The organism is Sphingobium sp. WCS2017Hpa-17, from assembly GCF_031843765.1.
In the GTDB taxonomy this organism is placed as follows: Bacteria; Pseudomonadota; Alphaproteobacteria; order Sphingomonadales; family Sphingomonadaceae; genus Sphingobium.
This window is the reverse complement of record NZ_JAVTIV010000007.1, coordinates 124,513-145,632: the sequence shown is the minus strand read 5'-3', so window position 1 is coordinate 145,632 and position 21,120 is coordinate 124,513. Positions and strand designations below refer to the sequence as shown.

The following is a 21,120-nucleotide window of genomic DNA, read 5'->3' as shown; positions in this document are numbered from 1 at the left end:
GCTGCCTAGCCGCGCTTGGAGAGGGGTGCAGCAGGCGCGGCAGGCATGGCCCCCTCTCCCAGCTTCGCCTAAGCGGCATAGCCGCCAAGGCTGCGCAACCCTCTCCCCCATGGGGAGAGGGAATAGGCATCAGCCCAGCTTCTCCATCACTTCGTCGGAAACTTCGTAGTTCCCCCAGACGGTCTGGACGTCGTCATCATCTTCCAGCGTGTCGACCAGCTTCATCAGCGTGGCAGCGTTGCTTTCGTCGACTTCGACGGTGGTAGTGGGCCTCCAGGCCAGCTTCGCGCCGTCAGCGGCGCCCAGCGTGACTTCCAGCGCCTTGGCGACTTCGTGGAGCGCGTCCATCGCGGTCCAGATTTCATGCTCGTCCTCATTGGACGACACGTCCTCCGCGCCGGCTTCCAGCGCCGCTTCGAAGATGGCTTCGGCGTCGCCCGCGCTGGCGGGATAGGTGATGAGGCCAAGGCGATCGAAGCCATGGCTCACCGCGCCCGATGCGCCCAGATTGCCGCCATTTTTGGAGAAGGCGGTGCGCACGTTGGTCGCGGTACGATTGCGATTGTCGGTCAGCGCTTCGACGATGATCGCGGTGCCACCGGGGCCATAGCCCTCATAGCGCACTTCTTCGTAATTCTCGGTATCGCCCTTGCTCGCCTTGTCGATGGCGCGCTGGATATTATCCTTGGGCATGGACTGCGCCTTGGCGGCGTTGACCGCCAGACGCAGGCGCGGGTTCATGTCCACATCGGGCATGCCCATCTTGGCCGCGACGGTGATTTCGCGGCTCAGCTTGGAGAACATCGAGGAGCGCTTCTTGTCCTGCGCGCCCTTGCGATGCATGATATTCTTGAATTTGGAATGGCCTGCCATGGTCCTGAATTCTTATCTGCCGTTGAAATAGGATGGGCGCCCTTACACCAGCGGCCGCCCAAAGGGCAACCGCCAGCGCGCGTGCGCCGTCATTCGCCGGTAGTTTGCAGGATCAGTAGAGGATCGCAGTGCCCGAAGCCGACACCATCAGCATCGACCCGTTGGAGCCGATCACTTCATAGTCGAGGTCGACGCCGACCACGGCATTGGCGCCCAATGTCGCCGCGCGGGTGCGCATTTCACTGATCGCCTGTTCGCGGGCGCGCTGGAGCACATCTTCATAAGCGCCCGATCGCCCGCCCACGATATCGCGGACGCTGGCGAACAGGTCGCGGAACAGGTTGGCGCCCACGATCACCTCTCCGGTGACGATGCCGAGATACTCCTTCGCCGGTCGCCCTTCCAGACGGCTGGTGGTGCTGACGATGATCTCGGACATGGGCGCTTCTCCTGTTACGCGACCCCTATCTTATTCCATGCCCAGCGCGGAAAGATAGGTCTGGAGGATCGCTTCCATTTCCTGCCGGTCATGCGGCTGCATCTTACGCAGGCGAATGATCTGGCGCATGATCTTGGCATCGTAACCGGTCGCCTTGGCTTCCAGATAGACGTCCTTGATGTCGTCGCCGATGCCCTTCTTTTCCTCTTCCAGGCGCTCGATGCGCTCGATGAGAAGACGTAGCTGGTCGGCTGCGACGTTGCCCTCGCTCATGGGAATCTCCGTTCGTTGTGAAAATGTGAATCGGGCTGAATGAATCAGGTTGGCGGACGCCTCTAATGATTGTCCGCGTTCTTCGCCACACTCTCCTGCATCTTTGCGATCTGCTGAGGCGTGGCTTCGCCCTGATGCTTGGCCTTCCACTCCGCAAAGGGCATGCCATGGATGATTTCGCGCGCCCGATCCCGCGTCAGATCGCCATCCGCCTCCGCAATCCAGTCGGCCAGACAGTTGCGGCAAAAGCCCGCCAATCCCATCAGGTCGATATTCTCCACATCGGTGCGATGCTGCAAATGCGCGACCAGACGGCGGAAGGCGGTTGCAGCAACGGCATCTGTGACTATGGTATCGGACATCGGCGCGAGGGACCCTTTCGCTGAAAACTACATCATCCTGTCGTGCAGCATGGATAACGCATAACCTCGCCCCGGCAAACCGGGAGCGATCATGACGCTCAGGAGAAGACATGACGAAGTTACCGCCCCGCTCTCGCAAGGTTCGCATCCTGGCGACCCTTGGTCCTGCGAGCGACACGCCCGAGATGATCCGGGCGCTGTTCGTCGCCGGGGCCGACGCCTTCCGCATCAATATGAGCCATGGCGCGCATGAGGATCATGCCGCGCGCATCGCCAGCATCCGCGCGCTGGAAAAGGAATTTGCCCGGCCGACCACCATATTGGGCGACCTGCAAGGGCCAAAACTGCGCGTCGGCACGTTCGAGAAGGGTCTGGCGATCCTGGAAACCGGCGCGAAATTCGTGCTGGACCGGGATGAAGCGCCGGGCGACGCCCGCCGCGTCAACCTGCCCCACCCGGAAATCTACGCTGCGCTGGTGCCCGAAACCCGGCTGCTGCTGGACGACGGCAAGATGGTGCTGCGGGTCAAGGCCATCAGCGAAGACCGCATCGATACCATCGTGGAGGTCGGCGGCACCCTGTCCAATCGCAAGGGCGTCAACGTGCCCGACGTGGTGGTTCCGGTACCGGCGCTGACCGACAAGGATCGGCGCGACCTCAGCTTCGCGGTCGAACAGGGCTGCGACTGGATCGCGCTCAGCTTCGTGCAGCGCCCCGAGGATCTGGCCGAGGCGCGCAAGCTGATGGGCGGTTATGGTTCGCTCATGGCCAAGATCGAGAAGCCGTCGGCCGTGCAGCGGCTGGAGGAGATTATCGAACTGGCCGATGGCGTGATGGTCGCGCGCGGCGACCTGGGCGTCGAACTGCCCCCGCAGGCGGTGCCGCCGCTCCAGAAGCAGATCGTCGCCACCGCGCGGCGCATGGGTCGCCCGGTCGTCGTCGCGACCCAGATGCTCGAATCGATGATCAAGTCCCCTTCCCCGACTCGCGCCGAAGTGTCGGACGTCGCCACCGCCGTTTATGACGGCGCCGACGCCATCATGCTGTCGGCGGAGACGGCGGCGGGCGACTGGCCGGTCGAGGCGGTCGCGATGATGGACAGCATCGCCCACAGCGTCGAGCGCGACCCCGGCTATTTCGGTCGGCTTCACTATACCGAAACGCGCCCGGACCCGACCACGGCCGACGCACTGGCGGAGGCGACCGGCAATATCGTCGATGTCGTGGGCGCCAGCGCCATCACCTGCTTCACCTCGTCGGGCAGCACGGTCCGCCGCGTGGCCCGCGAACGGCCCTCCGCGCCGATTCTGGCGCTGACGCCACGGTCGGACACGGCCCGCAAGCTAGGCCTCACCTGGGGCGTGCATGCGATTCGCACCAAGGATATCGGCAATTTCGAAGAGATGATCGGCAAGGCCCGGCGCATGGCACTGCGCCATGGCATGGCCGAAAAGGGCGGCAAGATCGTCGTGCTGGCCGGCGTCCCCTTCGGCACGCCGGGCTCGACCAATGTGCTGCATGTCGCGGCGGTGCGCGGCGACGAACTCAAGGGCCGCGACGAAGGCTGAGGATATCGGGGGAGGCCATGGCCTTCCCCACCCCGCGTTTCCAGAAGCCAAGGCAAGCGATTCGAACGATTCGCCTGCCGCGCTAAACACAAACAAACGCAGAAAAGCGCCCGATCCACGATCGGGCGCTTTTCTGCATTACAAGACCTGCCCCCGAAGGAGCAGCGCCTGCTATTAGCCCTGGCGGGCCTTGAAGCGGCGGTTGGTCTTGTTGATGACGTAGGTGCGGCCGCGACGACGGATCACGCGGTTGTCCCGGTGGCGTCCCTTGAGCGACTTGAGCGAGTTGCGGATCTTCATGGCTAGGCCCTTGATGGAATCTGAATATGTTCGAAAATCGAAGCGCAGCCCCTATGGGTGACACGGACCAAAGTCAAGGGCGGCAGCCGCTCTTTTGACTCTGTTCATCCTCCATGCAGCAAGTTCATGGCTTCACGCGTTGGAGGGGTTTACTGGCCCCGTACCGTCTATAGCACGACATAATAAGCCGAATGCCCGTTGGAGTTGAACCCATGTCGAAGCGCCTTCTGTTCCTCGCCGCCATCGCCCTCCCCCTCGGCGCCTGCGCGACGGCCGCGCCGCGTGTGGAGGTGACGCGATTCCATACCGGCAATCCGGCCCAGTCCGGCACCGTCGCGGTTGAAGAAATGCCCGGAAATCCGGACATCAGCCTGGAATTCCGCACCTATGCCGCCGCCGTATCGCAGGAATTCCAGCGGGTCGGCTTCACCGCCGCCGGTGACGGCGCGCAGAGCGACTATGTCGCGCTGGTCAGCTTCAGCCGCACCTTCCGGCCGTCCGGCCCGGATCGCAGCAGCGACAAGCCGGTCAGCGTCGGCATGAGCGGCGGCATCGGCAGCGGCGGTGGCCGTCGTGGCGGCACCTTCGGCGGCCTCGGCCTGGGCGTCGGCATCAACCTGTCGGGCAAGCCCAAGGATATCGTGACCACCGAATTGCATGTGCAGTTGCGCCGCCGTTCCGATTCGACCGCCATCTGGGAAGGCCGCGCCTCGACTCAGGCGAAGCAGGGATCGCCCGCCGCCCAGCCCGCCGCCGCCGCGCAGAAACTCGCCGCATCGCTGATCGGGGGCTATCCCGGTGAATCGGGGCGCACTATAATGGTCAAATGACCATCAGCATCTCCAGCGGCTTTGACAGCGGCAATATTCGCACCCTCTCCATCACCGAGTCTCCGGCCGGCGTCCGCGCCGAACTGGAGATCGTGACGGATCATCAGAGCGACTTTTATCAGTGGTTCCATTTCCGCGTCGCCAATGCGGCAGGGCGCGCGGTGGAACTGGCCATCGTCAATTGCAGCCAGTCGGCCTATCCCGACGGCTGGGCAGGCTATAGCGCCCGTGTCAGCGAAGATCGCGAAAACTGGCTGCTGGCCGATACCAGCTATGCCGATGGCACGCTGACCATCCGATTGGAGCCGGACAGTAATGCCGTCTGGATCGCCTATTTCGCGCCCTATTCGATGGAGCGCCATCACGATCTGATCGCCTGGGCGGCCAGCCAGCCGGGCGTCGAGCATCGCGAACTGGGCCTGACGCTGGACGGCCAGCCGCTCGACAAGCTCACTATCGGCGAAGGCCCCAAGCAGGTGTGGCTCTACGCCCGCCAGCATCCAGGCGAATCGATGGCGGAATGGTGGATGGAAGGCGCGCTGGAACGGCTGACCGACGAGGAAGACGCCGTCGCCCGCCTGCTACGGCAGAAGGCGACGATTCACCTAGTCCCCAATATGAATCCGGACGGCAGCCGTCGCGGCCATCTGCGCACCAATGCGGTGGGCGTGAACCTCAATCGCGAATGGCATGAGCCGACCGCCGAGCGCAGCCCCGAAGTCCTGCTGGTCCGCAATGCGATGGACGAAAGCGGCGTGGACTTCGCCATGGATGTACATGGCGACGAGGCAATCCCTGCGGTCTTCATCGCCGGGTTCGAGGGTATCCCCTCGATCACCGACAAGCAGGTCCAGCTTTATCATCGCTATCGCGACACGCTGGCCGCGCGGACGCCCGATTTTCAGACGCGGCTGGGCTATCCGGTGGCGGGCGCGGGCAAGGCGAACCTGTCCATGTCCACCAATCAGGTCGCCGAACGGTTCGGCGCGGTGGCGATGACGCTGGAAATGCCGTTCAAGGACAATGACGACCTGCCCGACGCCGATTTCGGCTGGTCCCCCGCCCGTTCCATCCAGTTGGGCAAGGATTGCCTGGCCGTGCTGGCGGAGATGATCGAGGATATTTGAGAGGGCAACCAAGCGCCCTCCCTCTTCCGTCATGCCAGCGAAAGCTGGCATCTCCCTTCTTTCAGTCAAGCACTTGAAAGAAAAGAGAGATCCCAGCTTTCGCTGGGATGACGAAATATATTCACTGCCACTCAAACGGCAGCGGGGCTTCCCGGAAGGCGAAGCGGTCGAGATGGTCGGCGACCACCTTCTTGAACGTCTCGATATCCGCGTCCGGGTTCGGCTCCAGCACGACCAGCAGCGCTTCCGGCTGGGCGGTCATGCGGATCGGCCCCATCGGGAAAGCGATCTCGCCCTTTTCAGCGTCGAAATCGACCTCGAACTTATGACTCCAATGCTTGCACAGTTGCTGGAGATAGCGGCTGCCATGGGTGGTCGGCACGGTTGCGGTCAGGGTCATGTTCAGAGCCTTTCGATCTTGGCGACGGCTTCGTCGATCAGGGCGGCGACGTCGAACATGGTCTGGTTATCCGCCCCTTCCTTTTCAAGGCGTTGCTGGATAGCAAAGCGCAGATTGTGCATCGCGCGGCGCACCGGCCCGCCATCGACCCGCTCGGCCTTCTGCGCCAGGGACGCCAGCCGCTCCAGCGCCAGGTCGAGCGCAGCCTTGCGCTCGGCAATCTGCGCCCGGCCCGCGTCGGTGATGGCGAAGCGCTTGCGGCTGCCCTCGCTCGGCTCTTCGGCGATCAGGTCCATCTCGGACAGGAGCGTCAGCGTCGGATAGACGACGCCGGGGCTGGGCGCATAGGCCTCGCCCGACAGCGCCTCGATCGCGCGGATCAGTTCATAGCCGTGGCGCGGTTCATCGGCGATCAGCTTCAGCAGGATCAGCCGCAGCGTCTCATTGTCGAACAGACGCCGACGACCACCACCGCCGCCGCGTCCACCGCGACCGCCGCCACGCGGGCCATCCTCGCCAAAAGGATCGCCGCCGCCGAACGGGCCGCCATGGCCACGGCCGAAGCCGCCGGGGAAAGCCGAGCGGTCATGCCCATGCAGACCGCGATGATGGCCGCCATGGCGACCGTGAGAATTAGGGGGGTTACGCATCATTTGCTCTTTCATATATGTCATGATGCTTTGCGATATATCTTAAAAATCGCACTCGTCAAGAGATAAGATAGATCTTAAGTGTATCAAGATATCTTATAGTGCCGAAAAATCGATCGACGCGTGGCGGTCCAGCGTGCGGCTATGATCCTCCAGCGGATATTTGAGGCCGCTGGCACAGTTGAACAGCATCGCCCGCTCATCCCGCCCGATCAGGCCTTCGTCCAATGCGCGCTGGTAGGCTGCCAACGTCGCGCCACCTTCGGGGCATAGCAGCAACCCGTCGTCGCGCGCCACGTCCTGCACCGCCGCCGCGATCGCCGCGTCGGACACCGCCAGCGCCGCGCCGCCGCTTGCCCGCACCGCGCGCAGGATCAGGAAGTCGCCCACCGCCTTGGGCACGCGGATGCCCATGGCGATGGTCTGCGCATCCTCCCAACGCTCGGCAAATTCCACGCCTTGCTCGAAGGCGCGGACCATCGGCGCGCAGCCTTCGGCCTGTACCGCGAACATCTTGGGCCGTTTGGAGCCGATGAAGCCGATCTTCTCCAGCTCGTCGAACGCCTTCCACATGCCGATCAGGCCGGTGCCGCCGCCCGTGGGATAGAAGATCGCGTCTGGCAGTTCCCAGCCGAGCTGTTCGGCCAGTTCCAGCCCCATCGTCTTCTTGCCCTCGATCCGATAGGGCTCTTTCAGCGTCGAAAAGTCGAACCAGCCGCGCGCCTTGACGCCCTGCCCCACGATCGCGCCGCAATCGTCGATATAGCCGTTGACGCGATAGACCCGCGCGCCCTGCGCCGCGATCTCGCGCACATTCACTTCGGGCGTATCGGCTGGGCAGAATATCACCGATTCCATGCCCGCGACGGCGGCATAGGCGGCCAGCGCCGCGCCGGCATTGCCGTTGGTGGGCATCGCCACCTGGGTCACGCCCAGTTCCTTGGCCATGGACACCGCCATGACAAGGCCGCGCGCCTTGAACGAAGCGGTCGGCAACCGCCCCTCATCCTTCGCGAGCAACTGCGCCCCGCCCAATCGCTTGGCCGTGCGCGGCAGCGGAATGAGCGGCGTCGCATTCTCGCCCAGACTGACGATATTGCTGGTCTGCCGCACCGGCAGCAATTCGCGCCAGCGCCACAGGTCCATCGGCCGGGCAGCCAGCGCATCCTTGGTCAGCGTGGCCCGCACACCGTCCAGATCATAGCGCACCAGCAGCGGCTTGCCCGCCGCCGACAACCCATGCAGCCGATCCGCCTCATAGCGCTCGCCAGTCAGCGAACATTCGAGATGCGTGACAAAGGTCGGGCGATCGGTGGTGAGGTTGAGGTCGTGGCGCATGATCGTCTCCGTCAGGTCAACCTCCTGACTCCCCCTCCCGCTTGCGGGAGGGGCGCGAGACTTGCCGAGCCGAAGGCGAGGTTAGTCGCAGCGGGGTGGGCTGTCGCTATGTCCAGCCCACCCCCGGCCCCTCCCGCAAGCGGGAGGGGAGAAGAATATATTAGTCCGGCTTCTTCGCCACGCTCACCATGGCGGGGCGCAGCAGGCGGTCCTTGATCATATAGCCGGCCTGCATTTCGACCAGCACGGTGCCCGGTTCGGCATCGGCCGAGGGGATTTCCATCACCGCCTGATGCTTGTTGGGGTCGAGCGGCTGGCCGACCGACTCCAGCCGGGTCACGCCGTTGCGGCCGAACACGCTGTCCAGTTCGCGGCCGGTGGCTTCCAGGCCCACGACCAGGCTCTTGAACTTCTCATCATCCCGCAATTCAGCGGGGATGGTCGCCAGCGCACGGCTCAGATTGTCGGCCACCGACAGGATATCGCGCGCAAAGGCGGTCGACGCATAGGACCGCGCATCGGCCAGTTCCTTTTCCAGCCGGCGGCGCACATTCTGCGTATCGGCATGGGCGTAGAGAATATCCTGCTTCGCGGTGGCGAGTTCCGCCTCCAGCGCCGCGATCTTCTCCGCGGCGGCGTCTCCGGCCGGTGCCGCATCCTCGGGCAGCGCGTCCACGACTTCGGTATTTTCGATATTGTCTGTGTTCTCGGTCATCTCATCAATCTCGACAGCGTCTGTGCAGTGAAATCCACCATGGGGATCACCCGCGCATAGTTCAAGCGTGTGGGGCCGATCACGCCGACAACGCCGACGACCCGGCCGTCCGCGCCACGGTAGGGGGCGGCTATGACCGAAGACCCCGACAGGGAAAAGAGCTTGTTTTCCGAACCGATGAAGATTTTGGTCGCGCTGCCGGCCAATGCGCCGCGCAGCAGGTCCAATATTTCCTGCTTGCCCTCCAGCTGCTCCAGCAATTGCCGGGCGCGTTCCAGGTCGGCGGCCGCGCCATCGTCCAGCAGGTGCGACTGGCCGCGCACGATCAGCACCGGGCGGTCGTCGGCATCATGCGACCAGATGGCCAGCCCCCGCGCCGCGAGATCCCGCGCGCTATGGTCGAGCGCATGCCGCTCCGCCTCCATCTCCCGCGCCAGCGCCTCGCCCGCCTGCCGCAAGGTCAGGCCGCCAAAGCGCGCCGACATGAAATTGGCCGCTTCGTTGAGCGCGATCGGGCTGACGCCTTCAGGCAGATCCAGCACGCGATTTTCGACCGATCCATCCTGCCCGACCAGCACCGCGAGAGCCTGCCGCGCGTTCAGCGGGACGAAACCGAACTGGCGCAGCACCGGCTCACGCTTGGGCACCATGACGATGCCGGCGCAGGCTGACAAGCCCGACAGCGTAGCCGTGGCGGCGGACAAAGCTTCCTCGATCGGTCCGCTTTCCGCGATCCCGGCCTCGATCGCGCGACGCTCCTCGGGCGACGGCTCCGCCGCTTGCATCATCCCGTCGACGAACAGCCGCAGCCCCGTTTCGGTCGGCATCCGCCCGGCGGACGTATGTGGCGCCGCAAGCAGGCCCAGTTCCTCCAGATCCTGCATCACGTTGCGGATCGAGGCGGGCGACAGGCTGAGCGACGCAATCTTGCTGATCGTGCGCGATCCCACCGGCATGCCCGTGCCCAAATAGCTTTCCACCACCAGGCGAAAGACATCGCGCGCGCGATCATTCAATTCGGATATGGGCGTGACCGACATGCGCCTTATCTAGGCAAGAGGGCGTGCAGGCTCAAGGCGCCACCGCCTTGGGGTTCAGCATATGCTGCACGTCCAATATCTTGGGCACCGACGCGATCGCCACACGCAGCTTGCCATAGCGCGGGTCCATGCAGCCCGACTGGAAATCCAGCCGCGTCGGCTGCTGTCCCGGCCGGCTCCATTCCACGCTATAGCTGGGCATGTCCGTCGCGAAGCGGGTGCAGTTTTTCTGGTCGATCTTTTCGGTCGTGCCCGTCGCGGGGCGATGCGGCGCGAGCGTCGCCAGCAGCTTGCGATATTGCACCCGGCTGATGGTGAAGCGGGTCGGCCCCGGCACCGATGTGAAGCGTTCCGGCGTCAACAGGCCCGCGCCATCTGGCGACACCTGCACCGTATAGGCCGGACACGCCCCGAAGCAGCGACCCGCCGTAAAGCGGATCACGTCGCCCGGCGCCTTGGGCGGTTCCAGCCCTTCCTGCTCCGCCATGCACCCCGTCAATGCCAACAGCCCGGCGGCGACCCAGATTTTTATCGTCATAACCCCTCATATCGTCCAAATTGCGGTCTGGACACTGGCAACTCGTTCCATCGACCGCTAAGCGGCGCTTTAAGTGCGCCGTTGGGCGCATTGGCGGCGCCTGCTGCCCCTCGAACGCTTCGGAGTAGAAATTATGCGTCCTTCCGGCCGCGCGCCCGACCAGATGCGCGATATCACCATGGAACCCGGTTTCACCATCCACGCGGAAGGGTCTTGCCTGATCAGCTTCGGCGACACCCGCGTGCTCTGCACCGCCTCGATCGAGGAAAAGGTGCCTCCCTTCCTGCGCGGCAAGGGATCTGGCTGGGTCACGGCCGAATATGGCATGCTGCCCCGCGCAACGCACACCCGCGGCAGCCGTGAAGCGGCCAAGGGCAAGCAGTCGGGCCGTACCCAGGAAATCCAGCGCCTGATCGGCCGCTCGCTGCGCACGGTCGTGGACCTGAAGAAGCTGGGCGAGCGCCAGATCGTGATCGACTGCGACGTGATCCAGGCCGATGGCGGCACCCGCACCGCCGCGATCTCGGGCAGTTGGGTTGCGCTGCGCATCGCCGTCGACAAGCTGCTGGCATCGGGTGCCCTCACCGAAGACCCGATCATCCAGAAGGTCGCGGCGATCAGCTGTGGCATCTATAACGGCACCCCCGTCCTCGACCTCGACTATGCCGAAGACAGCAATGCCGAGACGGACGCCAACCTGATCCTGACCGGCGACGGCAAGTTCGCCGAAGTGCAGGCGACCGCCGAGGGCGCGGCCTATGACGAGGAAGAGCTGCTCCGCCTGCTCCGCCTCGCCCGCATCGGCTGCGCGAAGATTTTCGCCGCGCAGGATGTGGCGACCGGGCGTTAAGCCAAACACACAATGCCGTCATGCCAGCGAAGGCTGGTATCTCCCTTTTCTTTCGGCTCTAAGGTTAGAAAGAAGCGAGATCCCAGCCTTCGCTGGGATGACGGGAAACACGTGCAGGGTAGAAAAATGAGCGACGATTTCGGACAGGAACAGGCGATCCGCAAGCTGAAGCCGGGCAAGCTGGTGATCGCCAGCCATAATCCCGGCAAGGTGCGGGAAATCGCCGCCCTGCTCGGCCCCTACGGGATCGAGCCTATTTCCGCCGCGTCGCTCGACCTGCCGGAGCCGGAAGAAACCGGCACCACCTTCATCGCCAATGCCGAATTGAAGGCGATGCAGGCAGCGGACCTCTCCGGCCTTCCTGCCCTTGCCGACGATAGCGGCCTGTGCGTCGAAGCACTGGGCGGCGACCCCGGCCTGTTTTCCGCACGCTGGGCCGGCCCGACCAAGGATTTCGGCATGGCCATGCAACTGGTCTGGGACGGCGTACAGACCAAGGGGCCAGACGCCAGCCACAGCGCCCACTTCATCTGCGCCCTCGCCCTCGCCTGGCCCGACGGCCATGTCGAGGCGTTCGAAGGGCGGATCGACGGCACATTGGTCTGGCCGCCGCGCGGGCAGAATGGCTTCGGCTATGACGCCATGTTCCAGCCGCTGGACCACGCCATCAGCTTCGGCGAAATGGACCCGGACGCCAAACACGCCATGAGCCACCGCGCCAGGGCCTTCGAGCAACTGGTTGCGGCGGTCATCTGACCTTTCAGCTAACCGGCACCGCCTTCAGCTTCGCCTGGCCGATATGCCAGCGCAGCTGGGCGGGCGTGGCGCCGTCCACATCATTGACGCGCCGCACGACATAATCGCCGACGAAGCGCTGGCGCGTCCCGTCCGCCAACTGCGAATCGACCGTCACCGGCACCGTCTGGTAGATCGAACCCGCGCCGCCATCGCCCGGCTCCAGCTTGCTGCCGATCGTCACCCGCGTCGACCGGGTGCCGGCGAAACCCGACTGAAACTTGTCCAATGTCTGATTGGGCGGACCATCCTCCCCCCATTGCGCCCAGGCCGTGCCATAATCACGGGCATTGAGCGCCGAATAATAACGCTGCACCACCGCGACCGCCGCCGCCATGCTCTTGGGCGCGGGATCGCATCCCTGCATCGGTTCACCCTTGCCATCGAACAGGGCACAGCTGCGCGCAATCTCGTCCTCGATCATGGCACAGCTGTTGGCCGCGTTGCAGGGTGGCCGGGTGGCGGGCGACACGTTGCGGCAGACGGCGACCCGCTTTGCTGCTGCGGTGACCCCGATATCAGCCGCACAGGACAATGGTTCCGCGCTAGCGCTGTCGGCAACCGGCGTGGCGTCCGGCATCGGACTTTGCCCGACGCTCTCGTTGCGCGGCGCATCGGCCACCGGCGCAACACTATTATTGCCAGCCACCTCGTCCGCCTTGCCCTCCGGCTGCGACGGCGCCCCGCAGGCCCCAAGCGCCAGCAGCGCACAGCCCGAAATCCATGCCCCCGAAGTCCATGCCCATGCCCCACGACGCATTCTCTTCTCCTATCGCGACTTCACCTGTTCAATGCCCGCCGGCGGGAGAAATATCCATGCCCGCCCGATTTCCCCCGATAGCCCGCCGCGCAAAAAGCCTCTAAGGGCAGGCCCGCCATGTCATCCCAAAGCCTCCCCAGCCTGCCAGCGATAGCCGATGCCCAGGCCCTCTATATCCACTGGCCCTTCTGCATCTCCAAATGCCCCTATTGCGATTTCAACAGCCATGTCCGCGACGGCGTGGATATCCCCGCATGGGAAGCCGCGCTGCTGGCCGACATGGCGCATGAGGCGACGCTGACGCCGGGCCGGCCGCTCTCGTCCATCTTCTTCGGCGGCGGCACCCCGTCGCTGATGCCGCCCGCGCTGGTCGAAACGCTGATCGGCGCGGCAGAGCGCCATTGGGGCTTCACCCCGGACATAGAAATCACGCTGGAGGCCAATCCCAATTCGGTCGAGGCGGCGCGCTTTGCCGACCTCGCCGCTGCCGGGGTCAACCGCACTTCGCTCGGCCTTCAGGCGCTCGACAACGAAGCCCTCCATTTTCTCGGCCGCGCTCATGACGTGAACGAGGGGCTGGCCGCACTCGACACGGCGCAGCGCGTGTTCGACCGGGTGAGCTTCGACCTGATCTATGCCCGCCCCGATCAGAGCGAGGCGGACTGGGAAGCGGAACTGGCGCGCGCCTTGTCCTTCGGCACCGGCCATCTGTCGCTCTATCAACTGACGATCGAACCGGGCACCCGCTTTGCCACCCTGGTCGCGCAGGGCAAGCTGACGCCCGCCGATCCCGATCATGGCGCGACCCTTTATGAACTGACGCAGGCGATGACCGGCGCAGCCGGCATCCCCGCCTATGAGATCAGCAACCATGCCCGGCCAGGGCAGGAAAGCCGCCATAATCTCGTCTATTGGCGCTATGGCGACTATGCCGGGATCGGGCCGGGCGCACATGGGCGGCGCGGCGGGATGGCGACGCTGCGCCACAAGAAGCCGGAAAACTGGATGGGCGCGGTGGCCCGCAATGGCCATGGCATCCAGACTGAAGAGCCGCTGGCGGCGGAAGACCGCGCCCGTGAGGCATTGCTGATGGGGTTGCGCCTCGGCGAAGGCGTGGATCTGGCCCGGATCGCCGCCCAGTCCGGCATCAGGACGGACCGTCTTGTCGACGAACGGGCGATCGCCCAACTGACCGACCTCGGCCTCATCCGCCTGACCGGCGACCATTTGCAGGTGGCGCCGGCAGGCATGCTCCTGCTCGACGCCATACTGCCCGAAGTGGTGGCGGTTTAGGGCTTTCCCCTCCTCTGTTCGGCCCTTCGACAGGCTCGGCCCGAACGGATGTTACGCTAAATTCAGTCCTGCTCGCTGCGCAGTTCGGCGATGGACTCGTCCAGATCGCGCAGCGCTTCAGCGCGCGCTTCCCTGGGCATGGACCAGTTGTTGGCGATCTGGGCGCGGCTGGCGCGCAGGCTGCTCAATGCCGCGACATGGGCCGTGCGCCGGGCTTGATCGGCGCGGACCATGTCGGCATCGGCCAGACGCCCGGCGCGATCCGCCTGAATCCGCGCCCGCTCCGCCTGTGCCCGGCCACGTTCAGCCTGAGCGCGGCCGCGCTCGGCCTGCGCCTGCGCCCGTTCTACTGTACGATCGATCACGTCCTGGCAGATGCGCACCTTGATGTGGCGCTGACCATTGGCATCGACCGTTTCGCTGCGGCTGGTCGTCCGGCCGCTGCCGTCGCAGCCGTTGCGGACATCGACCACCGGGACCATGCGCGCAATCTCCGCCTCGGTCGGAATGCGATGGGTTTCCACACGGCCGTCGGCATAGGTCACAGTGATACGATTCTTTTCGCTACGCACGATCGGTGGAGCGGGCGGTACGGGCGCAACCGGGGCGATCATGTCGGCGGCGGGCACCATCGGCGCGGGCGGAGCCATGGGTGCTGGCGAGGGCCATATATCATCGCCCGCCTTCACCGCAGGGACGGCAGGCGCCGTCGGTACAGCGGGGACCGCCGCGACGTCGGCGTTCGCCGGCACGCTGGCGGTGGCGGGCTGCGACACCAGGTTGGACAATTTGGCGAAGTCGGCGCTTTCCACCTTGTCGGTGATCGCCGCCATCTGTTGCGCAGCGCGGCTGCCCGATGCGGTGAGCGCGAGGCCGGTGGCGGTGACGATCGCGACGGCGGCCATGCCCCAGCTGATGCGCTGAAGCGAAATGTCATGGTTGGACAGCATTTTCAGCCTCCCCTTGAGCGTGGTGATACGGGTGAGATGGCAGGCGCCGGCAAATTGCCGGCCGCCGGCCGCCTTCAATATGGCGCGACCATAGGCATGAGCCTGATCGCGGCCGTAAAGCGAAAGAACGCGGGCGTCGCAGGCGGTTTCCTGATCGGCGCGATAGGCGCGATAGGCGATCCAGGCGACGGGATTGCACCAATGGACGGCCAGCAACAGCAAGGCGATCATATTGGCGGCCAGATCGCGCCGCTCATGATGCGCCCGTTCATGGGCGATCGCCATATCCTGCTCCTGCGCGTCGTAGCGCAGGGCGAAATCGGCCGGCAACACGATGTACGGGCGCAACACGCCAAAGGCGAGCGGACCGGACGCATGCGGGCTGGAAATGAGGCGGATGCGCCGTTCCTCCCCGATCGGCGTGGCGCCGTCCAGCATATGGCGGCGGAAACGGGTATAGCCCACCGCCTGCACGATCAGAAAAACGACCATGCCGGCGAACCAGAGCGACAGGCCAGCCTCCAGCCAGGGGAAAGTCGGGGTCGTGGCGACGACGGGTGCTACGGGCGGCACGGTCAACAGGTCGGGCAGACCCGCCTGATCGACCGCCAGATGCAGCGGCGAGGGATCTATGTCGCAGGGCAGAGCCGGCATCACCATCCGCGCCAGCGGCAGCGCCCAGAGCAGATAGGCTGCCCCTGCCCCCAGCCAGCGCGCGACCGGCCGCCGCAACATCATGACCAATGCCATCAGCAAGGTGGTGGCGATCAGCGTTTCGGCCAGCCAGACGCTCATGATTTCAGCCCCTTCAGGATTGCCTCAAGCTCGGCGATATCGTCCGCCGTCAATTGATCCTGTTGCGCCAGTTGGGCGACCAGCGGCGATATGCGCCCGCCGAACAGCCGGTTGACGAGACGCCCGCCTTCACCCGCGACATAATCGTCGCGGGCCACCATCGGGCGATAGAGAAAACGACGGCCATCCTGATCGGCGGCGATGATATCCTTGGCCATCAGCCGCGACAACAGGGTCTTGACCGTTTGCAGGCTCCAGTCGCGGTCGGTGGCGACGCGGTCGGCAACGTCGTTGGCGGTCTGCGGCGCAGCTTCCCACAGCGCCTCCATCACCACCAGTTCCGCTTCGCTGATCTTCTCGCTCACGTCTTTTTACCCGCTGGCCGGATACCCGACTCGATGTTTAACAACCACAGATGTAGTCGCATTGATTACAGATGTAGTCAATAGCCGTTCGCAGAGGGTGATGCGTGGGCCTAACCGTTGAAAAGGCGCAAAATGTCGGAAATTTTGACAGATGGCGCGGCGGGGGTCAGCGCGTTAACCTTTGGAACCCGCAGCTTCCCGCGATCGCCCCAAATTGGCACGGCCATTGCGACTTTAGTCGCGTTCCCACCGTTCAACTACCGGGGGATGCAGGCACGTCTCCGCAGGCATCCCCCACCCGGTGGCCCCTCCCCCATTTCAGGTCAGACCAACGCGACGCGCGAAGTTCACACCGTCGCGGGGCTTTAGCGTTCGTAAAGCCCTCGCGAGGCTTTCGCAAAGCGCCACCGGCGCGCCGCCTGCGCGGCAGGCGCACACCATCAACGTGACAGTGACACGACACCCCCGCCTCCGTTCGTAACGGGCTTTGGGCGATTGGTGGACGGATGCGAATGGCGTCATCCCACAGGATAGATCAGAGAAAATCCTACATTGGAAGGATGATGGAAATGGCTGCCAAGGACCACTAGTGGACAGTTCCCCCTCCCGTTTACGGGAGGGGGCTAGGGGGTGGGCTGGACGCCGCGACAGCCCACCCCGCTGCGACCAACGCGCTGCGCGCGTAAGTCTCGTTGCCCCTCCCGCAAGCGGGAGGGGAATGGCAACAAACCACCCAAAAGCCCCAACAAAAAAGGCGGCCCTCCCGGACCGCCTTCCCTATTCCCGATCGCACTCCGCTCAGTTAGCGGCGGCGATGCCCTGATCGGCCAGAAGCTGGCTCAGTTCGCCCGCTTCATACATTTCCATCATGATGTCGCTACCGCCGACAAATTCACCCTTCACATAGAGCTGGGGAATGGTCGGCCAGTCGGAGAAGGCCTTGATGCCCTGACGCACGGCCTGATCCTGCAAGACGTCGACCGTTTCATAGGTCACGCCCAGATGTTCCAGGATCGCGATGGCACGGCTGGAAAAACCGCATTGAGGAAAGAGCGGCGTACCCTTCATGAAGAGCACCACGTCGCTGCCCTGGACGATCTCGGCGATCCGCTGCTGTACGGCGTCGGTCATGTGAATTTCCATTCCTGTCTGGCGCCCATCCGATGGGCGCAAATCTCTGGCCCGTTAGTTGGGAACGGCGGTGGTCAGTTGCAAGGCGTGAAGCACGCCGCCCATGCGCCCGCCGAGCGCCGCATAGACGGCGCGCTGCTGCGCAACCCGACTAAGTCCGCGAAAACTCTCCGATACGACCTTCGCCGCATAATGATCGCCATCGCCGGCCAGGTCGGTAATTTCGACCTGCGCGTCGGGGATGGCCGCGCGGATCATGTCCGCAATATCGTCGGCTGCCATAGGCATGGGATTAAGCCTTACTGGACTTCGATGAACTGGCGGCGGGCGATCACCGCCTGCTCGTCCAGCGCGGTGCGCACACCGGCTTCGTCGATGTCGATCCCGGCCGACGTCATGTCGCCCAGCAGCTTGCGGATGACGTCCTCGTCGCCCGCTTCCTCGAAATCGGCCTGCACCACCGCCTTGGCATAGGCGTCGGTTTCTTCCGGGGTCAGGCCCATCTTGACCGCCGCCCATTCGCCCAGCAGCCGGTTGCGGCGCGCCTGGATGCGGAATTCCAGTTCCTGGTCATGGGCGAACTTGTTTTCGAACGCCTTTTCGCGATCGTCGAAAGTGGTCATGCGTCTATGCCCCGTTCAAAGCGGTATAAGGTACAACAGATAGGCAGAAGCGGGGAATTACGCAACGGCGGCGGGGACGATCCAGGGACGATCCTGCGCGACTTTCGCTTCATAGCCGTCGATCACATCGCCCTGATCCAGCGTCAGGCCGATTTCGTCGAGGCCACCGAGCAGGCAGTGCTTGCGGAACGGGTCGATCTCGAAGCTGAAACGGTCCTGAAACTGGGTGGTGACGGACTGGGATTCCAGATCGACATGGATCGGATCCGTCTTCGCGACTTCCAGCAGCCGGTCGACCGCCTCCTGCGGCAGGACCACCGTCAATATACCGTTCTTGAACGCGTTGCCGGAGAAGATGTCGGAGAAGCTGGGCGCGATCACCACCTTGATGCCCAGGTCGCCGAGCGCCCAGGCGGCATGTTCGCGGCTGGAGCCGCAGCCGAAATTGTCGCCCGCGATCAGGATCGGGCTGCCGGCATATTTGGGATCGTCGAAGACGTTGCCCGGTTCCTTGCGCAGCACTTCGAACGCGCCCTTGCCAAGGCCGTTGCGCGAAATGGTCTTGAGCCAATGCGCGGGGATGACGATGTCGGTGTCGACATTCTTCATCCCGAACGGATAGGCCCGGCCGTCGACGGTCGTCAGCTTGTCCATCAGTGAACCTTCTTCGCCTGCACTTTTTCAGGCTGGCCAGCCGGCGTGTCTTCGGCGCGGCCCAGGGTCGCGGCCATCGCCGCGCTCGCCAGCGCGCCCAGCGTCAGCAGCCAGAAAATCTTCTTCATGCGACCATGCCCTCTTTGTTTTTCAGCAGTTCCCGAACGTCGGTCAGCCGGCCAGTGATGGCCGCCGCCGCCGCCATTTCGGGCGACACCAGATGGGTGCGCGATCCCGGCCCCTGACGGCCCATGAAATTGCGGTTGCTGGTCGATGCGCAGCGTTCGCCCGCCGGCACCTTGTCCGGGTTCATGCCGAGGCACGCCGAGCAGCCCGGCTCGCGCCATTCGAACCCGGCGTCGAGGAAGATGCGGTCCAGCCCCTCGGATTCCGCCATCTGCTTGACCAGACCGGAACCCGGCACGACCATCGCATGCTTGATGCCGGCCGCGATGTGCCGGCCCTTCAGCAGGGATGCGGCGGCGCGCAGATCCTCGATCCGGCTGTTGGTGCAACTGCCGATGAAGACATGTTCGATCGCGACGTCGGCCATTTTCTGGCCGGCGCTCAGGCCCATATAGTCCAGCGACTTCTGCGCAGCCGCCTGCTTGGACGGATCGGCGAAGCTCTGCGGATCAGGGACCACGCCGGTCACGGCCACGACGTCCTCCGGGCTGGTGCCCCAGGTGACGTTGGGGACGATGTCGGCGGCGTCGATCACCACGGTCTTGTCGAAGACGGCGCCTTCGTCAGTGACAAGCGTCTTCCAATAGGCGACGGCCGCGTCGAAATCCGCGCCCTTGGGCGCCATCGGGCGGCCCTTGATATAGGCGAAGGTCTTGTCGTCCGGCGCGAACAGGCCCGATCGCGCGCCCGCCTCGATCGACATGTTGGCGACGGTCAGCCGCCCCTCGATCGACATGTCGCGGAACACGGAGCCGCGATACTCCATGACATAGCCGGTGCCGCCCGCCGTGCCGATCGTGCCGCAGATCGCCAGCGCCACATCCTTGGGCGTGACGCCGGGCGCCAGTTCGCCATCGACCACGACTTCCATGGTCTTCGACTGTTTCAGCAGCAAGGTCTGGGTCGCGAGCACATGCTCGACCTCCGACGTGCCGATGCCGAAGGCCAGCGCGCCCAGCGCGCCGTGCGACGACGTATGGCTGTCGCCGCACACCAAAGTCGTGCCCGGCAAAGTAAAGCCCTGTTCCGGGCCGACGACATGGACGATGCCCTGTTCCAGATCGGCGTCACCGATCAGGCGGACGCCAAATTCGGGCGCGTTGCGTTCCAGCGCGGCCAGTTGTTGCGCGCTTTCCGGATCGGCGATCGGGATGCGATGGCCATCCGCGTCGCGGCGCGGCGTGGTGGGCAGGTTATGATCCGGCACCGCCAGCGTCAGATCGGGCCGGCGCACCTTGCGGCCGGCGAGACGAAGGCCTTCGAACGCCTGCGGGCTCGTCACTTCATGGACGAGGTGACGGTCGATATAGATGAGGCAGGTGCCGTCAGGACGCCGTTCGACAACGTGCGCGTCCCAAATCTTTTCATACAGGGTGCGAGACTTTACCATAATGTCCACCCCCTAGACCCGTCGGGCGGATCGGGAAAGGGGGTGAGCGACCGATTTGACCTGTTTTTGCTTTCAACCGGGCAAGAATGTTACACTGCCCGAAAGTCTTCCACGATCCGCCCCGCCGCGCCGATCTCTGCCTCATGGCTGTCCTCGCGCCATGTTTCGGCCAACGCCTCCTCCTCCCACTGCTGCATGGCGGGATGGGCCAGCATATGATCGACCCAGACTTGTGCAGCGGGGCCAACATCCAGACCATAAGTGCGCACGCGAAAGGCCACCGGGGCGTAGAAAGCGTCGATCGCGGTGAAGACCCTGCCCGCAAGGAACGGCCCACCGAAGCGATCCAGCCCCTGCTCCCACAATTCGCGCAGCCGGGCGATATCCTTGTTGAGCGCGGGCGAGGGCATATGCGGCTCAACGCGGACGCCGACATTCATGGTGCAATCGTTGCGCAGCGTGGTGAACCCGCTGTGCATTTCGGCCGTCGCGCATTGGGCGAAGGCGCGCGCGGCTTCGTCCGCCGGCCAGACGCCGGGATGGCGATCGGCCAGATAAAGGATGATGCCGAGCGAGTCCCAGACGGTGCGGTCCCCGTCGATGAGCGCGGGCACCTGCCCGGTGGGCGAAAAGCTGCGGAAAGCGGCATAGTTGGTCGCGGCGGCGAAGGGTTCCAGCCGGTCCTCAAACGGGATTCCCAGCGCCTGCATCAGCACCCATGGGCGCAGCGACCAGCTGCTGTAGTTCCGGTTGGCGGTGATGAGCGTGTAGGACATCGGCTTTCCCCTTTCTGTAAGGCACGCGCGCCATATCGCAGGAGGAAACGGCGGGACAGCCGCAACGATCCATACAGCTCACAAGCTGAGCTTATCAGA

27 protein-coding genes are annotated in these 21,120 nt (G+C 64.5%); 6 read left to right on the top strand and 21 right to left on the bottom strand.

The window, feature by feature from the left end; genetic code table 11:
- Window positions 1-129: 129 nt before the first annotated feature.
- From RQH62_RS12740 to RQH62_RS12725, 4 genes are all read right to left on the bottom strand, one after another.
- The gene (locus tag RQH62_RS12740) at window positions 130-873 is read right to left on the bottom strand and encodes a YebC/PmpR family DNA-binding transcriptional regulator (protein ID WP_311269125.1); all 744 of its coding nucleotides are present in this window, start codon (window positions 871-873) and stop codon (window positions 130-132) included.
- Between the two features lie 112 nt (window positions 874-985).
- Window positions 986-1,312, bottom strand: a complete 327-nt coding sequence (locus RQH62_RS12735; protein WP_184269933.1) for a heavy metal-binding domain-containing protein — start codon at window positions 1,310-1,312, stop codon at window positions 986-988.
- Between the two features lie 30 nt (window positions 1,313-1,342).
- Window positions 1,343-1,585, bottom strand: a complete 243-nt coding sequence (locus RQH62_RS12730; protein WP_056683669.1) for a DUF2312 domain-containing protein — start codon at window positions 1,583-1,585, stop codon at window positions 1,343-1,345.
- Between the two features lie 62 nt (window positions 1,586-1,647).
- The gene (locus RQH62_RS12725) at window positions 1,648-1,947 is read right to left on the bottom strand and encodes a DUF1244 domain-containing protein (protein ID WP_311269124.1); all 300 of its coding nucleotides are present in this window, start codon (window positions 1,945-1,947) and stop codon (window positions 1,648-1,650) included.
- 110 nt (window positions 1,948-2,057) lie between these two features.
- On the opposite strand from RQH62_RS12725, the gene pyk reads away from it, so the two are divergent.
- A complete protein-coding gene (gene pyk / locus RQH62_RS12720; protein ID WP_311269123.1) occupies window positions 2,058-3,515 on the top strand; it encodes a pyruvate kinase in 1,458 nt (485 codons plus the stop codon).
- A 174-nt stretch (window positions 3,516-3,689) separates the two neighbouring features.
- Here the strand turns inward: pyk and ykgO are convergent, their stop codons facing one another.
- The gene (gene ykgO / locus RQH62_RS12715; protein ID WP_004210176.1) at window positions 3,690-3,815 is read right to left on the bottom strand and encodes a type B 50S ribosomal protein L36; all 126 of its coding nucleotides are present in this window, start codon (window positions 3,813-3,815) and stop codon (window positions 3,690-3,692) included.
- 212 nt (window positions 3,816-4,027) lie between these two features.
- On the opposite strand from ykgO, the gene RQH62_RS12710 reads away from it, so the two are divergent.
- Together RQH62_RS12710 and RQH62_RS12705 are read left to right on the top strand one after the other, a co-directional pair.
- A complete protein-coding gene (locus RQH62_RS12710; RefSeq protein WP_311269122.1) occupies window positions 4,028-4,645 on the top strand; it encodes a hypothetical protein in 618 nt (205 codons plus the stop codon).
- A complete protein-coding gene (locus RQH62_RS12705) occupies window positions 4,642-5,772 on the top strand; it encodes a M14-type cytosolic carboxypeptidase (protein ID WP_311269121.1) in 1,131 nt (376 codons plus the stop codon). The genes RQH62_RS12710 and RQH62_RS12705 overlap by 4 nt, the downstream gene beginning before the upstream one ends.
- A 121-nt stretch (window positions 5,773-5,893) precedes the next feature.
- Here the strand turns inward: RQH62_RS12705 and RQH62_RS12700 are convergent, their stop codons facing one another.
- From RQH62_RS12700 to RQH62_RS12675, 6 genes are all read right to left on the bottom strand, one after another.
- Window positions 5,894-6,172: a DUF2218 domain-containing protein gene (locus tag RQH62_RS12700; protein WP_311269120.1), complete on the bottom strand. Its 279-nt coding sequence runs from the start codon at window positions 6,170-6,172 to the stop codon at window positions 5,894-5,896.
- A gap of 2 nt (window positions 6,173-6,174) precedes the next feature.
- Window positions 6,175-6,822 carry a PadR family transcriptional regulator gene (locus RQH62_RS12695; protein ID WP_311269119.1) on the bottom strand — a complete coding sequence of 216 codons (648 nt, stop codon included), beginning with the start codon at window positions 6,820-6,822 and terminating at the stop codon, window positions 6,175-6,177.
- 96 nt (window positions 6,823-6,918) lie between these two features.
- Window positions 6,919-8,160 carry a threonine synthase gene (locus tag RQH62_RS12690; RefSeq protein WP_311269118.1) on the bottom strand — a complete coding sequence of 414 codons (1,242 nt, stop codon included), beginning with the start codon at window positions 8,158-8,160 and terminating at the stop codon, window positions 6,919-6,921.
- 160 nt (window positions 8,161-8,320) lie between these two features.
- Complete coding sequence (gene grpE, locus RQH62_RS12685) at window positions 8,321-8,875, bottom strand: nucleotide exchange factor GrpE (protein WP_311269117.1); 555 nt, start codon at window positions 8,873-8,875, stop codon at window positions 8,321-8,323.
- Window positions 8,872-9,915, bottom strand: coding sequence for a heat-inducible transcriptional repressor HrcA (gene hrcA, locus RQH62_RS12680; protein ID WP_311269115.1), 1,044 nt, complete (start codon window positions 9,913-9,915; stop codon window positions 8,872-8,874). The genes grpE and hrcA overlap by 4 nt, the downstream gene beginning before the upstream one ends.
- A 31-nt stretch (window positions 9,916-9,946) precedes the next feature.
- On the bottom strand, window positions 9,947-10,453 hold the full coding sequence (locus tag RQH62_RS12675) for a DUF6438 domain-containing protein (protein ID WP_311269114.1): 507 nt from the start codon (window positions 10,451-10,453) through the stop codon (window positions 9,947-9,949).
- Window positions 10,454-10,586: 133 nt separating this feature from the next.
- Here RQH62_RS12675 and rph point away from each other — a divergent pair, with 133 nt between their 5' ends.
- On the top strand, window positions 10,587-11,303 hold the full coding sequence (rph, locus tag RQH62_RS12670; protein WP_311269113.1) for a ribonuclease PH: 717 nt from the start codon (window positions 10,587-10,589) through the stop codon (window positions 11,301-11,303).
- Window positions 11,304-11,429: 126 nt separating this feature from the next.
- Window positions 11,430-12,059 carry an RdgB/HAM1 family non-canonical purine NTP pyrophosphatase gene (gene rdgB, locus RQH62_RS12665; RefSeq protein ID WP_311269112.1) on the top strand — a complete coding sequence of 210 codons (630 nt, stop codon included), beginning with the start codon at window positions 11,430-11,432 and terminating at the stop codon, window positions 12,057-12,059.
- Window positions 12,060-12,063: 4 nt separating this feature from the next.
- Here the strand turns inward: rdgB and RQH62_RS12660 are convergent, their stop codons facing one another.
- Window positions 12,064-12,858, bottom strand: coding sequence for a hypothetical protein (locus tag RQH62_RS12660; protein WP_311269111.1), 795 nt, complete (start codon window positions 12,856-12,858; stop codon window positions 12,064-12,066).
- A 117-nt stretch (window positions 12,859-12,975) separates the two neighbouring features.
- Between RQH62_RS12660 and hemW the strand changes: the two genes are divergently transcribed.
- The gene (gene hemW / locus RQH62_RS12655; protein ID WP_311269110.1) at window positions 12,976-14,151 is read left to right on the top strand and encodes a radical SAM family heme chaperone HemW; all 1,176 of its coding nucleotides are present in this window, start codon (window positions 12,976-12,978) and stop codon (window positions 14,149-14,151) included.
- Between the two features lie 62 nt (window positions 14,152-14,213).
- On the opposite strand, the gene RQH62_RS12650 is transcribed toward hemW, so the two are convergent.
- From RQH62_RS12650 to RQH62_RS12610, 9 genes are all read right to left on the bottom strand, one after another.
- Window positions 14,214-15,896: a M56 family metallopeptidase gene (locus tag RQH62_RS12650; RefSeq protein ID WP_311269109.1), complete on the bottom strand. Its 1,683-nt coding sequence runs from the start codon at window positions 15,894-15,896 to the stop codon at window positions 14,214-14,216.
- Complete coding sequence (locus tag RQH62_RS12645; protein ID WP_311269108.1) at window positions 15,893-16,261, bottom strand: BlaI/MecI/CopY family transcriptional regulator; 369 nt, start codon at window positions 16,259-16,261, stop codon at window positions 15,893-15,895. Before RQH62_RS12645 ends, RQH62_RS12650 begins: the two co-directional genes overlap by 4 nt.
- A 798-nt stretch (window positions 16,262-17,059) precedes the next feature.
- Complete coding sequence (gene grxD / locus RQH62_RS12640) at window positions 17,060-17,392, bottom strand: Grx4 family monothiol glutaredoxin (RefSeq protein WP_311269107.1); 333 nt, start codon at window positions 17,390-17,392, stop codon at window positions 17,060-17,062.
- A 54-nt stretch (window positions 17,393-17,446) separates the two neighbouring features.
- Entirely contained in the window at window positions 17,447-17,680 is a 234-nt protein-coding gene (locus RQH62_RS12635; protein ID WP_311269106.1) for a BolA family transcriptional regulator, read from the bottom strand.
- 11 nt (window positions 17,681-17,691) lie between these two features.
- The gene (locus RQH62_RS12630) at window positions 17,692-18,015 is read right to left on the bottom strand and encodes a DUF1476 domain-containing protein (protein WP_311269105.1); all 324 of its coding nucleotides are present in this window, start codon (window positions 18,013-18,015) and stop codon (window positions 17,692-17,694) included.
- A gap of 57 nt (window positions 18,016-18,072) precedes the next feature.
- Window positions 18,073-18,669, bottom strand: a complete 597-nt coding sequence (gene leuD, locus RQH62_RS12625; RefSeq protein ID WP_311269104.1) for a 3-isopropylmalate dehydratase small subunit — start codon at window positions 18,667-18,669, stop codon at window positions 18,073-18,075.
- Window positions 18,669-18,797: a hypothetical protein gene (locus tag RQH62_RS12620; protein WP_311269103.1), complete on the bottom strand. Its 129-nt coding sequence runs from the start codon at window positions 18,795-18,797 to the stop codon at window positions 18,669-18,671. Before RQH62_RS12620 ends, leuD begins: the two co-directional genes overlap by 1 nt.
- Entirely contained in the window at window positions 18,794-20,245 is a 1,452-nt protein-coding gene (gene leuC / locus RQH62_RS12615; RefSeq protein WP_311269102.1) for a 3-isopropylmalate dehydratase large subunit, read from the bottom strand. Before leuC ends, RQH62_RS12620 begins: the two co-directional genes overlap by 4 nt.
- 89 nt (window positions 20,246-20,334) lie before the next feature.
- Window positions 20,335-21,021: a glutathione S-transferase family protein gene (locus RQH62_RS12610; RefSeq protein WP_311269101.1), complete on the bottom strand. Its 687-nt coding sequence runs from the start codon at window positions 21,019-21,021 to the stop codon at window positions 20,335-20,337.
- Between the last annotated feature and the right edge of the window lie 99 nt (window positions 21,022-21,120).

What these genes read in the sequence shown, in the direction of transcription:
- ykgO (WP_004210176.1), bottom strand. Translation starts at nt 3,815, where the DNA reads ATGAAGATCCGCAACTCGCTCAAGTCGCTCAAGGGACGCCACCGGGAC.
- hemW (WP_311269110.1), top strand. Translation starts at nt 12,976, where the DNA reads ATGTCATCCCAAAGCCTCCCCAGCCTGCCAGCGATAGCCGATGCCCAG.
- grxD (WP_311269107.1), bottom strand. Translation starts at nt 17,392, where the DNA reads ATGACCGACGCCGTACAGCAGCGGATCGCCGAGATCGTCCAGGGCAGC.
- RQH62_RS12740 (WP_311269125.1), bottom strand. Translation starts at nt 873, where the DNA reads ATGGCAGGCCATTCCAAATTCAAGAATATCATGCATCGCAAGGGCGCG.
- rph (WP_311269113.1), top strand. Translation starts at nt 10,587, where the DNA reads ATGCGTCCTTCCGGCCGCGCGCCCGACCAGATGCGCGATATCACCATG.
- RQH62_RS12635 (WP_311269106.1), bottom strand. Translation starts at nt 17,680, where the DNA reads ATGCCTATGGCAGCCGACGATATTGCGGACATGATCCGCGCGGCCATC.
- RQH62_RS12690 (WP_311269118.1), bottom strand. Translation starts at nt 8,160, where the DNA reads ATGCGCCACGACCTCAACCTCACCACCGATCGCCCGACCTTTGTCACG.
- hrcA (WP_311269115.1), bottom strand. Translation starts at nt 9,915, where the DNA reads ATGTCGGTCACGCCCATATCCGAATTGAATGATCGCGCGCGCGATGTC.
- leuD (WP_311269104.1), bottom strand. Translation starts at nt 18,669, where the DNA reads ATGGACAAGCTGACGACCGTCGACGGCCGGGCCTATCCGTTCGGGATG.
- RQH62_RS12675 (WP_311269114.1), bottom strand. Translation starts at nt 10,453, where the DNA reads ATGACGATAAAAATCTGGGTCGCCGCCGGGCTGTTGGCATTGACGGGG.
- RQH62_RS12610 (WP_311269101.1), bottom strand. Translation starts at nt 21,021, where the DNA reads ATGTCCTACACGCTCATCACCGCCAACCGGAACTACAGCAGCTGGTCG.
- RQH62_RS12730 (WP_056683669.1), bottom strand. Translation starts at nt 1,585, where the DNA reads ATGAGCGAGGGCAACGTCGCAGCCGACCAGCTACGTCTTCTCATCGAG.
- grpE (WP_311269117.1), bottom strand. Translation starts at nt 8,875, where the DNA reads ATGACCGAGAACACAGACAATATCGAAAATACCGAAGTCGTGGACGCG.
- RQH62_RS12700 (WP_311269120.1), bottom strand. Translation starts at nt 6,172, where the DNA reads ATGACCCTGACCGCAACCGTGCCGACCACCCATGGCAGCCGCTATCTC.
- RQH62_RS12630 (WP_311269105.1), bottom strand. Translation starts at nt 18,015, where the DNA reads ATGACCACTTTCGACGATCGCGAAAAGGCGTTCGAAAACAAGTTCGCC.
- RQH62_RS12725 (WP_311269124.1), bottom strand. Translation starts at nt 1,947, where the DNA reads ATGTCCGATACCATAGTCACAGATGCCGTTGCTGCAACCGCCTTCCGC.
- RQH62_RS12660 (WP_311269111.1), bottom strand. Translation starts at nt 12,858, where the DNA reads ATGCGTCGTGGGGCATGGGCATGGACTTCGGGGGCATGGATTTCGGGC.
- RQH62_RS12695 (WP_311269119.1), bottom strand. Translation starts at nt 6,822, where the DNA reads ATGCGTAACCCCCCTAATTCTCACGGTCGCCATGGCGGCCATCATCGC.
- RQH62_RS12620 (WP_311269103.1), bottom strand. Translation starts at nt 18,797, where the DNA reads ATGAAGAAGATTTTCTGGCTGCTGACGCTGGGCGCGCTGGCGAGCGCG.
- RQH62_RS12650 (WP_311269109.1), bottom strand. Translation starts at nt 15,896, where the DNA reads ATGAGCGTCTGGCTGGCCGAAACGCTGATCGCCACCACCTTGCTGATG.
- leuC (WP_311269102.1), bottom strand. Translation starts at nt 20,245, where the DNA reads ATGGTAAAGTCTCGCACCCTGTATGAAAAGATTTGGGACGCGCACGTT.
- RQH62_RS12710 (WP_311269122.1), top strand. Translation starts at nt 4,028, where the DNA reads ATGTCGAAGCGCCTTCTGTTCCTCGCCGCCATCGCCCTCCCCCTCGGC.
- pyk (WP_311269123.1), top strand. Translation starts at nt 2,058, where the DNA reads ATGACGAAGTTACCGCCCCGCTCTCGCAAGGTTCGCATCCTGGCGACC.
- RQH62_RS12735 (WP_184269933.1), bottom strand. Translation starts at nt 1,312, where the DNA reads ATGTCCGAGATCATCGTCAGCACCACCAGCCGTCTGGAAGGGCGACCG.
- rdgB (WP_311269112.1), top strand. Translation starts at nt 11,430, where the DNA reads ATGAGCGACGATTTCGGACAGGAACAGGCGATCCGCAAGCTGAAGCCG.
- RQH62_RS12705 (WP_311269121.1), top strand. Translation starts at nt 4,642, where the DNA reads ATGACCATCAGCATCTCCAGCGGCTTTGACAGCGGCAATATTCGCACC.